This window comes from Caulobacter segnis ATCC 21756, assembly GCF_000092285.1.
In the GTDB taxonomy this organism is placed as follows: Bacteria; Pseudomonadota; Alphaproteobacteria; order Caulobacterales; family Caulobacteraceae; genus Caulobacter; species Caulobacter segnis.
In genome coordinates this window covers 1,630,657-1,644,088 of record NC_014100.1, presented here as the reverse complement: position 1 = coordinate 1,644,088, position 13,432 = coordinate 1,630,657, and the positions used below count along the sequence as shown (strand labels likewise).

The window sequence follows — 13,432 nt, the reverse complement described above, 5'->3', positions numbered from 1 at the left end:
CCGGCCCCTCCTTCGCGTGTCGGATGAACCTAACGGTGAAAAGCCTTGACGAAAAGCGGCTTTGGTTGCGTTCGCACAGGTGCGACGCCTGATCGCGGCCCTAGGCGGCCTTGGGAGCGACAGCCGGCGTAGCGGCCGAGACGGGTTGCGGCTTGGCGGCGTCCGCACGCGGCGAACGCGCGACGGTCTTTACGGCATGCGCATGATTGGCCTTGTGGGCGCGCGTCTCCGTCGCCACGCCAAACTGGCATAGCGCGAAAGAAGACAGCCAAACGACCGCCACCGCCAGGATTTCCGCCAAGAAGGCCATAGCCCGCCCCACGAACCGATAGCGCCGTTATGCGAGAAACACGCGCGCGGCGCGAGTGAAACTTTGGTCATGAAAGCCGAAGCTGTCGGCGTGTGGCGCCAAGCCAACTGACAGCGCCCTCAGATTTCCGGCGGTTGCCCGCCGCGTCGCCGAAGCATAGGTCGCAGCGTAAATTCGGCGTCTTTCTCGACTAGGAGGGCGCCGGACATTTTCCCTTTGCGGAACTTCGCCTTGGCCCTTACCGAATTCGCACCCGCCGCGCTTCCGCCGGAACCGATGACGACGATGCAGATCTCGCCGGCCCGCCTGACGCACCTCCAACGCCTGGAGGCCGAGAGCATCCATATCCTGCGCGAGGTGGCGGCCGAGTGCGAGCGCCCGGTCATGCTGTACTCGATCGGCAAGGACAGCGCGGTGATGCTGCATCTGGCCGCCAAGGCCTTCTATCCCAGCAAGCCGCCTTTCCCGTTGCTGCACGTCGACACGACCTGGAAGTTCCGGGACATGTACGCCCTGCGCGACCGGGTCGCCTCGGAGCTCGGCTTCGACCTGATCGTCCAAAAGAACCCGGACGCCGAGGCGCGGGGGATCAATCCGTTCGACCATGGCAGCGCGCTGCACACCGACCTCTGGAAGACCGAGGGTCTCAAGCAGGCCCTGTCGAAATACGGCTTCGACGCGGCGTTCGGCGGCGCCCGCCGCGATGAGGAAAAGAGCCGGGCCAAGGAGCGCGTGTTCTCGTTCCGCTCGGCCGAACACCGGTGGGACCCCAAGAACCAGCGCCCCGAGCTCTGGAATCTCTACAACACCCGCAAACATCCGGGTGAAAGCCTCCGCGTCTTCCCGATCTCCAATTGGACCGAGCTGGACGTCTGGCAGTACATCCACTTGGAGAACATTCCGATCGTGCCGCTGTACTTCGCGGCCGAACGGCCGGTGGTCGAGCGCGACGGCGCACTGATCATGGTCGACGACGCGCGCTTCCGCCTGCGCGACGGCGAAGTTCCGCAGATGAAGAGCGTCCGCTTCCGCACCCTGGGCTGCTACCCGCTGACCGGCGCGGTCGAGAGCACCGCGGCCACCCTGCCCCAGGTCATCCAGGAAATGCTGCTGACCACCACCAGCGAGCGCCAGGGCCGGGTCATCGACCACGACCAGTCCGCCTCGATGGAGAAGAAGAAGCAGGAAGGGTATTTCTGAGATGGCCCACCAGTCCGCCCTGATCGCCGAGGACATCGAGGCCTATCTGCATCAGCACCAGCACAAGTCGCTGCTGCGCTTCATCACCTGCGGCAGCGTCGACGACGGCAAGTCCACCTTGATCGGCCGCCTGCTGTACGACAGCAAGATGATCTTCGAGGACCAGCTGGCGGCCCTCGAAGCCGACAGCAAGAAGGTCGGCACCCAAGGCGGCGCGATCGACTTCGCCCTGCTGGTCGACGGCCTGGCCGCCGAGCGCGAGCAAGGCATCACCATCGACGTCGCCTACCGCTTCTTCTCGACCGAGAAGCGCAAGTTCATCGTCGCCGACACCCCCGGCCACGAGCAGTATACGCGCAACATGGTCACTGGAGCCTCGACCGCCGACGCGGCCGTGATCCTGATCGACGCGCGCAAAGGCGTGCTGACCCAGACCCGCCGCCACAGCTATCTCGTCAGCTTGCTTGGCATCCGCCACGTGGTGTTGGCGGTGAACAAGATGGATCTGGTCGGCTGGGACCAGGATGTGTTCGACGCCATCGTCGCCGACTACCGCGCCTTCGCCGAGCAGATCGGCCTGACCGTCTTCACCCCCATCCCGATCTCGGGCCTGGGCGGCGACAACATCGCCACGCGCAGCGAGGCCACGCCCTGGTTTGAAGGCCCGATCCTGATGGACTGGCTGGAAGGGGTGGAGGTGGAGGACGACCTGCAGGCGGGGCCTTTCCGCATGCCGGTCCAGTGGGTGAACCGCCCGAACCTCGACTTCCGAGGGTTCTCGGGCCTGATCGCCTCGGGGACCATCAAGCCGGGCGACCGCATCCGCGCCCTGCCCTCCGGCCGCGAGAGCCGCGTGGCGCGGATCGTCACCCTGCCGGGCGACCTCGACCAGGCCGTGGCGGGCCAATCGGTCACCCTGACGCTGGAGGACGAGATCGACGTCTCGCGCGGCGATGTGATCGCCGCCGCCGACGCCCCCGCCCCGGTCGCCAACCAGTTCGAGGCGACCCTCGTCTGGATGGACGACGAGCCCCTCCCCCCAGGCCGCACCTATCTGCTGAAGATCGGCGCCCGGACCGTCGGGGCCAGCGTCACCGACATCAAGCACCGGGTGAACGTCAACACGCTGGAGCACACGGCCGCCAAGCGGCTGGAGCTGAACGAGATTGGGGTCTGCAATCTCTCGCTCGACCAGGCGATCCCGTTCGAGCGCTATGCCGACAACCGTCAGATGGGCGGTTTCATCCTGATCGACCGCTTGTCGAACCGCACCGTCGGCGCGGGGATGATCAACTTCGCCCTGCGGCGAGCCGACAACATCCACTGGCAGCACACCGACGTCAGCAAGGCCTCGCGGGCGGCGTTGAAAAGCCAGCGCGGCCAGGTCGTCTGGCTGACGGGCCTGTCGGGCGCGGGCAAGTCGACCATCGCCAACCTCGTCGAAAAGCGTCTGCACGCCCTGGGCCGCCACACCTACCTGCTGGACGGCGACAATGTCCGCCACGGCCTCAACAAGGACCTCGGCTTCACGGAAGAGGATCGGGTCGAGAACATCCGCCGGGTGGCCGAGGTCGCCAAGCTGATGGTCGACGCCGGCCTGATCGTGCTGACCGCCTTCATCTCGCCGTTCCGGGCCGAGCGCCAGTTGGCGCGCGACATCCTGCAGCCCGGCGAGTTCATCGAGGTCTTCATCGACACGCCGCTGGCCGTGGCCGAGGCGCGGGACGTCAAGGGTCTCTACAAGAAGGCCCGCTCGGGCCAGCTGAAGAACTTCACCGGCGTCGACAGTCCCTACGAGGCTCCTGAAAACCCCGAGCTTCGGATCGATACGACGGCGATCGACCCGATCGAGGCGGCGGAGCGTATCGTGGCGTGGCTGGAGGGTCGCGAGATCGACTATACGATCTGATGGCGGGACTGCCGGGCAAGGACGATCGCGCCGATCAGTCCTAGCCCAGCCATGCCGGCTGTCGCCAGATAGCCAAGCGGTCCCAGCGCGTCGAACAGCGGCCCTGCCGCCAGCGTCGCGATGCCCAGCGTGAAGCCCGACGACAGCGCCGAGTTGATCGCCTGGGCCGGCGAGGCCGCGGACGGCGGCGCCAGCTTCTCGATCAGGCGAAGCGACGCCAGGAAGGACGCGGCGAAGGTCAGGGCGTGCAGTCCCTGCAGCGGAAACAGCGCCCACAGCGGCGGCTCGAAGGCGTAGGCGGTCCAGCGGATCACCGCCGCCAGAGCGCCGAGGATCAGGAACCGCTCGGGACCCCAGCGTCGGCGCAGGGGCTCGAGGAAGAACATGAAACCGACCTCGACGGCGACGCCGACGCCCCACAGGACGCCAATCATCGGCTCTGGGATGCCCTGCTTACGCCAGAGGATGGCCGAGAAGCCGTAGTAGAACGCGTGCGCGCCCTGGATCAGTCCGGCCGTGACCACCGCCAGCACGAAGGTCCGGTTGCGCATCAGGTCGCCGAGCCCCCTCCAGCGCTCGGCTCGGCCGGGCTTGACCCCGTCGGCGTGGACCCGCTCGGGCGGCACCAGCCAAGCGGCCGCCAACGCGCCGACGAAGCAAGTCGCGACGATCCAGGAGGCGATGATTGTCGGGGCCGCAAAGGTCAGGATCGCCCCCATGGCCAGGTTGGCGGCGATGAAGGCGCTGGACCCCGTGCCGCGCGCCAGGCCGTAGTTGAACCCCTCGATCCGAGCCCGCCTCAGCGTGATCACGTCGATCAAGGGCGAGACGGTGGACATCAGGGTCTGACCGACGAACCAGGCCAGGATGAGCCAGAAGAGGTTCGCGCCGGCCAGCAGGCCCGCATAGCCCAGCCCCGCCCCGACCAGCAGCAGCACCATGGGCGTACGCCGCAGCTTGAAACCGTCGGCCCAGACCGCCAGCGCCGGCCCGGTGAAGGGCTTGAGCAGCAGGGGCACGGCCAGGATCAGGCCGATGGCGCCCCCGCTCATGCCGCGGTCGCGCAGGAACGTGCCCGCGTAAGGCAGGCTGACGCCGGAGACCAGAAACAGCGAGGCGTAGAACAGGCAGAGGCGAACGAGGGTGGGAAGCCCCTTCCCGTCCCCCCGCTTGTCCGCCCCCGCGGTCACCTAGTCCGCGCCGCCGAAACGGGCCGTCCATTCGGCGATCTGGTCGTCGTCAATCTTCTTGAAGAGGACCTCGGGGACCGTGATCGCTTGGCCAACCGCCAGCTTGGAGAGCTCTGCCGCGGCGTCGTTCGACGGCCACGCCGCCGGGAAGTCCAGGCCGAACGCCTCGCTGATCTTCTCGGCCGCGAACGGGATGAACGGCGCCGAGATCTTGGCGTAGAGGGCCGCGAGGTTCAGGGCCGTGCGCACGATGACCGCGGCGCGGTCGCGATCGGTCTTGATCGCGGTCCACGGCGCGGCCTCTTGCAGGTACTCGTTGCCGACCACCCAGAGGGCCCGCAGCGCCTGGGCGCTCTTGCGGATTTCGATAGCGTCCATCTGTTCGGCCAGGTCAGCAAGGCGCGCCGAGACGTCGGCGAACAGCTTCTCTTCCAACGGGCCCGGCTGGCCGCCCTCGGGCACGACACCGTCGAACTTGCTCTCGGTGAACTTCAGGATGCGGTTGACGAAGTTGCCCAGCACGTCGGCCAGGTCGCGGTTCACGGCGCTGGCGAACTGCTCCCAGGTGAAGGCCGTGTCGCTGCCTTCCGGCGAATTGGCCGTCAGGTACCAGCGCCACAGGTCGGGCGGCAGGATGTCCAGGGCCGCGTCCATGAAGACGCCGCGCTTGTTGCTGGTCGAGAACTTGCCGCCGTACCAGTTCAGCCAGTTGAAGGCCTTGAGCATGTCGACGCTCTTCCAAGGCTCTTCCGAACCCAGGATGGTCGCCGGGAAGCTGACGGTGTGGAACGCGACATTGTCCTTGCCCATGAACTGGACGTAGCGGACGTCCTCGGCGCCGGCGTCGGTGCGCCACCAGCGCTTCCAGTCGCGGTCGGGCGAGGCTTCGGCCCACTCCTGGGTCGCGGCGATGTATTCGATCGGCGCGTCGAACCAGACGTAGAACACCTTGTCCTCGAAGCCCGGGCGCGGGGCCCCGTCCTTGGCCACCGGGATGCCCCAGGCGAGATCCCGGGTGATGCCCCGGTCGATCAGGCCCTCGTCCAGGTGCTTGTAGGCGATCGAGCGCGCCAACTGCGGCCAGTCGGCGTGGCTGTCGACCCAGGCGCGGATCTTGTCGGCCATCTTGGTCTGCAGGAGGTAGAGGTGGCGGGTGTCGCGCACCTCGATGTTCCGCGAGCCGGAGATCACCGAGTACGGATCGATCAGGTCGGTGGGGTCCAGCAGGTTGCCGCAGTTGTCGCACTGGTCGCCGCGCGCCTTCTCGAAACCGCAGTGCGGGCAGGTCCCCTCGACATAGCGGTCGGGCAGGAAGCGCTTGTCGTCGACCGAATAGACCATCTGGTCGACCCGCTCCTCGATCAGGCCGTGGTCTTCCAAGGCCTGGCAGAAGTGCTGGGTCAGGCGATGATTTTGCGGCGACGAGGAACGGCCGAAATGGTCCCAGGACAGCCCAAAGGCCCGCCCAACATCATGCTGCAGCACGTGCTGTTCGGCGCAGTAGGTGGCGACGTCCTGGTTGGCGGCCGCGGCGGCCAGCTCGGCCGGCGTGCCGTGCTCGTCGGTGGCGCAGATGTAGAGCGTCTCGTGACCCCGAGCCCGCTGGAAGCGCGCATAGACGTCGGCCGGCAGCATCGACCCCGCCAGATTCCCCAGGTGCTTGATGCCGTTGATGTACGGCAGAGCCGAGGTGATCAGGATGCGAGCCATGCGGGCGCGGCCTTTCGGGCAAGTCGGACGAAGCAAAGAAGCGTCCGCATATAGAAGGACCGGGCGCGAAACGAAAGCTCTCGCCCGTTGACCGAACGCCGTTATCGGGCGCAGCTTTGCTCATAGGGACCAAGCAAGGTCCGCTTTCGGGGGAAAGCCCATGAAATCCGTAAATTGGATCGGCCTCGTGGCCGCGCTCGTCGCGGGGCAAGTCTTCGGTGTCGTCTGGTATGGAAACCTGTTCAGCGTCGCCTGGGCCAACGCCATGGGCCTGACCGAGGCCGACTTCGTGGGCCAGGAGTGGCGAATGGCCCTGGGCGTCGTGAACATGCTGCTGATCCTGCTGGCGCTGGACCTCGCCATGCGCCGGCTAGAAGTTCGCGGTTGGCTGGCCGGCGCCAAGCTGGGCGCCTTCATCGGCCTGTTCTTCGGCGCGACGGTCTCGGCCCTGAACTATATCTACGCGGCTGGGCCTCTCGTGCTGCTGCTGATCGACGGCGGCTATCAAGTGGTGTCCTACGCGCTGCTCGGCGCCTTGCTGAGCGGCTTAAGACGCGCGCCGAAGGCCGAGTGAGCGCTCCAGGTCTTAGAACACCATCGCCAGCGCCGCGACGCCCGCCAGACCCGCGAGGAAGGTCACCAGGAGCGGCGCGGCCGCTTTGGCGCCCGCCGAGCCCCGCGCGATCGTGAAGGCCAGGCCCGCCTTGACCAAGGTGTTGGCCAGGATCGGGGCGGCCAGGATCAGGCCGGCGAGCTTGGGGGGCAGGCTTCCCTCCGGCAAGCGGCTCATGGCGATGATGGCCGCGTCAACGTCGACCATGCCGGAAATGCCCAGCACGGTGGCTAGCCCCGCGCCGCCGAAGGCCTGCATGGCCCAACGGCCAGCCAGCGAGATCACCATGACCAGGCCCGCCAGCAGCAAGGCGGGCCCAAGGTCGAAAGGGTTGCGAACCGAAGGCGCGGGGCCGTCGCTACCCGGCGCCGACTTCACGCGCAGGGCCCAGCCGACGTAGGCCGCGCCCACCAGGCCCGCGGGAGCCGCCACGAGCGAAAAGGCCGGCAGCGCGAACGGCGCCAACACCGCGACAAGGACCAGCACCCGCACGATCATGACCGTCGAGGCCAGGGCGATCCCGGCGACCAGCACCCTCGCCTCACCGTCCGACTTACGAATCCGAGCCGCCATGGCGGCGGTGACGGCGGTCGAAGACACCACCGCCCCGACACCCGCCGTGGCCAGAACCCCCTGCTCGGCGCCCAGCCTGCGACTGGCGGCGTAGCCCAGCAGCGAAAGACCCGAGACCAGAACGACCACCATCCAGATCTCGCGCGGATTCCAGGCGTCCATCGGCCCGAATTCGCGGTTGGGCAGCAGCGGCAGGATGGCCAGCGAGATCAGGGCGAAGCGGACGATGGCCTGAAGTTCGAGCTCGCTCAGCCCCTCGACCCACTCGTGCAGCCGCTTGCGCTGGGCCAGGATCAAGGTGGTCAGCGCGGCGAGCACGCAGGCCAGGGTCCATTGGCCGGCGGCGGCCAAGGCCCCGAGGCCCAAAGTAATGATCCCAACGACGGTGGTGGTGGCGCTGAGGTCGTCCTTGGCCGCAGCGCGCGCATAGCCGATCAGCAGGGCCGCGGCCGCCGCGATCAGGATGGCCGCGCCGATAAGCGGTGAGACCCGAGCCGTCGCCTCCCCCGCCACGCCGCCGGCCAGCCCCAGCAGGGCGAAGGTGCGGATGCCCGCGACTCGCGAGCCGTCCGGCTCGAAGCGATGTGACCAGCCGCGCTCGACGCCGATCAATAGCCCCAGCGCGAAGGCCAGGCCCACGCCGGCGAAGGGCGACAGGGCCTGGATCCATTCCGACAAGGGCCAAACCTCCGCAGTTAGAGCGGGATGTTATCGTGCTTCTTCCAAGGGTTGGAGAGTTCCTTGCCCTTAAGGCTCTTCAAGCCCCGCACGATCCGGCGACGGGTGCCGTGGGGCATGATCACGTCGTCGATATAGCCGCGCGAGGCGGCGACGAACGGATTGGCGAAGCGGTCCTTGTACTCGGCCTCGCGGGCGGCCAGGGCCTCGGGGTCCTTGGCCTCCTGGCGGAAGATGATCTCCACCGCGCCCTTGGCGCCCATCACCGCGATCTCGGCCGTCGGCCAGGCGTAGTTCAGGTCGCCGCGCAGGTGCTTGGAGCTCATCACGTCATAGGCGCCGCCATAGGCCTTGCGGGTGATGACGGTGATCTTCGGCACGGTGGCCTCGGCGTAGGCGAACAAGAGCTTGGCGCCGTGCTTGATCAGGCCGCCATACTCCTGCTTGGTCCCCGGCATGAAGCCCGGCACGTCGACGAAGGTCAGGATCGGGATGTTGAAGGCGTCGCAGAAGCGCACGAAGCGCGCGGCCTTGCGGCTGCTGTCGATGTCGAGCACGCCCGCGAGCACCTGAGGCTGGTTGGCCACGACGCCGACCGTCTCGCCGTCCATCCGGGCGAAGCCGCAGATGATGTTCTTGGCCCACTCGCTGCTGATCTCGAAGAAATCGGCCTCGTCGACGACCTTCAGGATCAACTCCTTCATGTCGTAGGGCTTGGTCGGATCGGCCGGGATCAGCGTGTCGAGGCTCGGCTCCTCGCGCAGGGCTTCGTCGAAGCTCTCGCGCTCGGGCGCCGGTTCGCGGTTGGATGACGGCAGGAAGTCGACTAGGCGGCGCACCTGTGTCATGGCCTCCAGGTCGTTATCGAACGCGCCCTCGGCGACACCCGACTTGGCGGCGTGGACGCGGGCCCCGCCCAGCTCCTCGGCGGTGACGACCTCGTTGGTGACGGTCTTCACGACGTCGGGGCCAGTCACGAACATGTAGCTCGTGTCCTTCACCATGAAGATGAAGTCGGTCATGGCGGGGCTGTAGACGTCGCCGCCGGCGCAGGGGCCCATGATCACGCTGATCTGCGGCACCACGCCCGAGGCCATGACATTCTCGAGGAAGATGTCGGCGTAGCCCGCCAGGCTGTCGACGCCCTCCTGGATGCGCGCGCCGCCGGCGTCGAACAGGCCGATGATCGGCGCGCCGACCTTCATGGCCTGGCGCTGGACCTTGACGATCTTGGCCGCGTGCGCGCCCGACAGGCTGCCGCCGAACACCGTGAAGTCCTTGGAAAAGACGTAGACGACCTTGCCGTTGATCGTGCCCCAGCCGGTGACGACGCCATCGCCCGGCACCTTCTGGTCCTGCATGCCGAAATCGGCGCTGCGGTGTTCGACGAACATGTCGAACTCCTCGAAGGAGCCCTCGTCCAGCAGCAGATCGATCCGCTCGCGCGCGGTCAGCTTGCCCTTGGCGTGCTGAGCGGCGACCCGCGCCTCACCGCCGCCGGCCTTGGCCTGCTCGCGACGACGGTCGAGTTCCGTAAGAATGTGCTGCACGCGCGTACTCCCCTGCCGGACTTATTCGTTGGCGGCGTTCCGCCTTGCGAAGCAGGCGTAGCGAGGGTGAAGGCTCCGCGCAAGGCGGACCTTGCGGCAGCGCAGCATGGCTTTTCGGTTCGTTCGCGGACCGAACACGGCGCGCGCCAGATCGGGTCGCCTTCTAGCGCCTCAGCGCGGCGAACCAGCGGTCGATCATCACCGCCTCGACCGCCAGGGCCTCGGCGCGCGCCTTGGCTTCGGCGTCCTCGCCCCATTGCTCGGCCTGGAACATCTCGTCGAGGCGAGACAGGTCCAGCGCCCTCTGGCCGGTGAGGCGGCCGGCGCGGACCGCCAAGGCTAGGATCGTCGAGCCGAACAGGCCGGCGGCGAAGGCGGTCCCGGTCAGGGTGAAGTCGTCCAGCGTCAGGGCCAGGGCCTCGACCGTCGCCAGGGTGGTGTCCGGCTGGGGCTGATGGATGATCCCCGCTACGGGGGTGAACGACAGGTCATGCTCGGCCTTGACCCAGTCGAGCATCGCGCCCCACTCGCGCGACTGCCGCTCGACCAACGCCGTCGGGTGGTCGGCGCGATAGCAGAGATGATCCGATGCGGCGTAGGCGGTGATCTCCCGGGCCACGTCGGCGCGGGTCTCGGAGACCCGGTCGATGGCGGTGAAGGCCAGGCGCGAGGCCGGCATCAGGCTGTTGTCGATGAACTCGACCTGCGCGTCCCACTCGGCGGCGATCAGCTCGGCCAGGGCGAGGGTCGGCAAGACCAGCGGCTTCCTAGCGGGTGACTTCGGCGTGCGGCCATCCAACTGGACGGCGAACCCATTATCCACCGGGACGGCGGCGGCCGCTTTGTAGAAGCGCTTGGGTTTCAGCAGCAGCTCGGCTTTGTCGGACACGGGAAACTCGTTTTTTCGGATCGTCCGCGACGGAAAGGCGGCGGGTCCCGCGTTGAATGGGCAATGTCACGTCGTCGCGCAAGGGAGAGCGGTTCTTGAACCTGCCCAGCAAGGACATGATGGCCGCGATCGCCGTCACCCGCTTTGGCCTCGGCGCTCGCCCCGGCGAGATCGAGGCCGCCAAGGCCGATCCGAAGGGTTTCCTGGCGGCCCAGATCCGCCGCGAGGGCGCGGACCTGCCTGTCGACGGCGGCGAGACCTCGGCCGATCGTTTCAGGCAAATGCGCGACTTCCAGCAGCAGCGGAAGATGGAGCGCGAACAGAAGGACGGGCAAGGCGACAAGACCACCGCCAACGCTCAGACCTTCAAGGACGCTCAGCGCGACCTCCGCGACAAGGTCGGCGCCGACTTTCTGGCGCGCGCGCGGCTGGCGACCAACACAGACGCAGGCTTCCGCGAGCGCTGGGCGCTCTTCTGGGCCAACCACTTCACGGTGTCGGCGACCAAGCAGATCACGTCGGTGCTGATCGGCCCGTTCGAACGGGAGGCGATCCGCCCCCACGTGTTCGACAGGTTCGAGAACCTTTTGGTCGCGGCATCGACCCATCCGGCCATGCTGACCTATCTGGACCAGGCCCAGTCGATCGGGCCGAACAGCAGGGCCGCGGGCGCCGCCGCGCGACGGAGCAACCGCCGGGCCGGGCTCAACGAGAACCTGGCGCGCGAGATTCTGGAGCTGCACACGGTCGGCGTTGACGCCGGCTACGCCCAGGCCGACGTGACCGAGTTCGCGCGGGCCCTGACCGGCTTCTCGATCGGTCGCGACGCCGAGGATCACCCCGGTCAATTCCTGTTCCGTGAGGCGGCGCACGAGCCAGGCTCGCGGACGGTCCTTGGCCGGCATTACGGCCAGGCCGGTCTGAAGCAGGGTCTGTCGGTGCTCAGCGACCTGGCCGCCGATCCGCGCACCGCGCGCCACGTCTGCGGAAAGATCGCCCGACACTTCGTCTCCGACGCGCCGCCGCCCGCGCTGACCGAACGGCTGGAACGCCGATGGATGGAGACCGGCGGCGACCTCGCCAAGGTCGCCCAGGCGCTGATCGAGAGCCCCGAGGCCTGGGACCCGACACCGGCCAAATTCAAAACGCCGTACGAGTACACGCTGTCCACCTGGCGGCTTATCGGGGCCGAGCCGTCGGCGATCGAACGCCTGGCGCCGATCCTAACCGGACTTGGCCAAAAGCCCTTTTCCGCCCCCTCCCCCAAGGGCTGGGCCGAGGACGCCCAGACCTGGGCCGCGCCGGACGCCCTGATCAAGCGGATGCAGTGGGCGCAAGGCTTCGCCGCCGCCGTCGCCGACCGCGGCGATCCGAACGCCCTGGCCGTTGAGGCGCTGGGCGCGCGCCTGACGCCCGCCGTCGCCAAGGCCGTCTCGCGGGCCGAGACCCGTCGCGAAGCCTTCGCCCTTCTCGTGATGAGCCCGGAGTTCCAACGCCGATGAACGCTCCCCTGAACCGCCGCGCGCTGTTGGGCCTGGGCGCAAGCCTCGGCATCGGCGTCACCTTCCTAGGCAGCCAGGCCTTCGCCGCAGCCGAAGGCGATCTGGCCCGCAAGAAGCTGGTCGTCGTGATCTGTCGCGGCGGCATGGACGGCCTGTCCGTCTCCCCTCCAGTGGGCGACGCGAACTACGCCGCCTTGCGCGGTTCCATCGCCTTCAAGCCGGAAGACGTGCTGAAGCTTGACGACACCTTCGGCCTGCACCCCGAGCTTTCTGCGGTCCACGCCTTGGCGACGAAGGGCCAGGCCCGTATCGCCCCGGCCATCGCCAGCCCCGACCGCGCCCGCTCACACTTCGAGGCCCAAGACGTGCTGGAGACCGGCGCTTCGGGCGTCTACGGCGCCGAGACCGGCTGGCTGAACCGGACGTTGGAGGCCCTCGCGCCGGTCCGGAAGGTCGAAGGCCTGTCAGTCGGGACCACCGCGCCGCTGATCCTGCGCGGCAAGGTGCAGGCGGCCAGCTGGTCCCCCGGCAAGGGCGTCGACGAGACGGCGCGCCTGCCCACCTTGCTGCAGGATCTCTACAAGACCGATCCGCTGCTGGGCCCAGCCTTCGCGCGCGGATTGGAGACGGAGACCATGGCTCAACAGGCCATGACCGCCATGGCCGCGACTCCGGCCATGAACATGGCGGCCGCCTCCACGCCTTCGATGGCCGGTCCGGCGCCGATGTCAGCCACCATGGCCAACGACCGCCGCAATCGGCAAGGCGGCGAGGCGGCCCGCAAGCTCGGATCGACGCTTAGCGGCTTCATGATCCAGCCGGCCGGCCCCCAGATCGCGGCCATCTCGCTGGACGGCTTCGACACCCACGCGGGCCAGTCCGGCCAGATCGCCACGCGCCTGTCCTATCTGGACGCGGTGTTGGACGGCTTGCACACCGGTCTCGGGACGGAATGGAAGAACACGGTGGTGATCGTCGTCACCGAGTTCGGGCGCACGGCGCGGGTCAATGGCACGGGCGGCACGGACCACGGCACAGCATCGACCGGCCTGATCCTTGGCGGCGCCCTCAAGCCCGGCGGCATCGTCGGTGATTGGCCGGGCCTAGCCCAGAACGCCCTTTTCGAGAACCGCGACACCGCCCCGACGCTGGACATGCGCGCGCTTTTCAAGGGCGTGCTGGCCGAGCACATGGGCGTCGACCGCGCCCTGCTGGAGAACAAGGTGTTTCCGGACAGCAAGACCGCCCAGCCCTTGACCGGCTTGGTCTGAAGAACCCGCCCGCGAAGGCGGAGAGGCCGCGCGCGCC

General features: G+C 67.9%; 11 protein-coding genes. 5 read left to right on the top strand and 6 right to left on the bottom strand.

Annotation, left to right across the window (positions count from 1 at the left end):
- Positions 1-100: 100 nt before the first annotated feature.
- Positions 101-310 carry a hypothetical protein gene (locus tag CSEG_RS07755; protein ID WP_013078692.1) on the bottom strand — a complete coding sequence of 70 codons (210 nt, stop codon included), beginning with the start codon at positions 308-310 and terminating at the stop codon, positions 101-103.
- A 231-nt stretch (positions 311-541) separates the two neighbouring features.
- On the opposite strand from CSEG_RS07755, the gene cysD reads away from it, so the two are divergent.
- A complete protein-coding gene (cysD, locus tag CSEG_RS07750) occupies positions 542-1,510 on the top strand; it encodes a sulfate adenylyltransferase subunit CysD (protein WP_083778466.1) in 969 nt (322 codons plus the stop codon).
- Position 1,511: 1 nt separating this feature from the next.
- Complete coding sequence (cysN, locus tag CSEG_RS07745; RefSeq protein ID WP_013078690.1) at positions 1,512-3,419, top strand: sulfate adenylyltransferase subunit CysN; 1,908 nt, start codon at positions 1,512-1,514, stop codon at positions 3,417-3,419.
- On the opposite strand, the gene CSEG_RS07740 is transcribed toward cysN, so the two are convergent.
- Both CSEG_RS07740 and metG read right to left on the bottom strand, forming a co-directional pair.
- Positions 3,407-4,609 carry an MFS transporter gene (locus CSEG_RS07740; protein WP_013078689.1) on the bottom strand — a complete coding sequence of 401 codons (1,203 nt, stop codon included), beginning with the start codon at positions 4,607-4,609 and terminating at the stop codon, positions 3,407-3,409. The two genes, cysN and CSEG_RS07740, sit on opposite strands and share 13 nt — an antisense overlap.
- On the bottom strand, positions 4,610-6,319 hold the full coding sequence (gene metG / locus CSEG_RS07735) for a methionine--tRNA ligase (RefSeq protein WP_013078688.1): 1,710 nt from the start codon (positions 6,317-6,319) through the stop codon (positions 4,610-4,612).
- Positions 6,320-6,479: 160 nt separating this feature from the next.
- On the opposite strand from metG, the gene CSEG_RS07730 reads away from it, so the two are divergent.
- Positions 6,480-6,893, top strand: a complete 414-nt coding sequence (locus CSEG_RS07730) for a DUF1761 domain-containing protein (protein ID WP_013078687.1) — start codon at positions 6,480-6,482, stop codon at positions 6,891-6,893.
- A gap of 12 nt (positions 6,894-6,905) precedes the next feature.
- Here CSEG_RS07730 and CSEG_RS07725 read toward each other — a convergent pair whose 3' ends face one another.
- The 3 genes from CSEG_RS07725 to CSEG_RS07715 all read right to left on the bottom strand — a co-directional run bounded on the left by CSEG_RS07725 (position 6,906) and on the right by CSEG_RS07715 (position 10,622).
- The gene (locus tag CSEG_RS07725; RefSeq protein WP_013078686.1) at positions 6,906-8,183 is read right to left on the bottom strand and encodes an MgtC/SapB family protein; all 1,278 of its coding nucleotides are present in this window, start codon (positions 8,181-8,183) and stop codon (positions 6,906-6,908) included.
- Positions 8,184-8,200: 17 nt separating this feature from the next.
- Positions 8,201-9,733, bottom strand: a complete 1,533-nt coding sequence (locus CSEG_RS07720) for an acyl-CoA carboxylase subunit beta (RefSeq protein WP_013078685.1) — start codon at positions 9,731-9,733, stop codon at positions 8,201-8,203.
- 163 nt (positions 9,734-9,896) lie between these two features.
- Positions 9,897-10,622, bottom strand: coding sequence for an ATP12 family chaperone protein (locus CSEG_RS07715; protein ID WP_013078684.1), 726 nt, complete (start codon positions 10,620-10,622; stop codon positions 9,897-9,899).
- Between the two features lie 56 nt (positions 10,623-10,678).
- Here CSEG_RS07715 and CSEG_RS07710 point away from each other — a divergent pair, with 56 nt between their 5' ends.
- Together CSEG_RS07710 and CSEG_RS07705 are read left to right on the top strand one after the other, a co-directional pair.
- Complete coding sequence (locus CSEG_RS07710) at positions 10,679-12,124, top strand: DUF1800 domain-containing protein (RefSeq protein ID WP_013078683.1); 1,446 nt, start codon at positions 10,679-10,681, stop codon at positions 12,122-12,124.
- Entirely contained in the window at positions 12,121-13,395 is a 1,275-nt protein-coding gene (locus CSEG_RS07705) for a DUF1501 domain-containing protein (RefSeq protein ID WP_013078682.1), read from the top strand. Before CSEG_RS07710 ends, CSEG_RS07705 begins: the two co-directional genes overlap by 4 nt.
- The last annotated feature ends 37 nt before the right edge of the window (positions 13,396-13,432 follow it).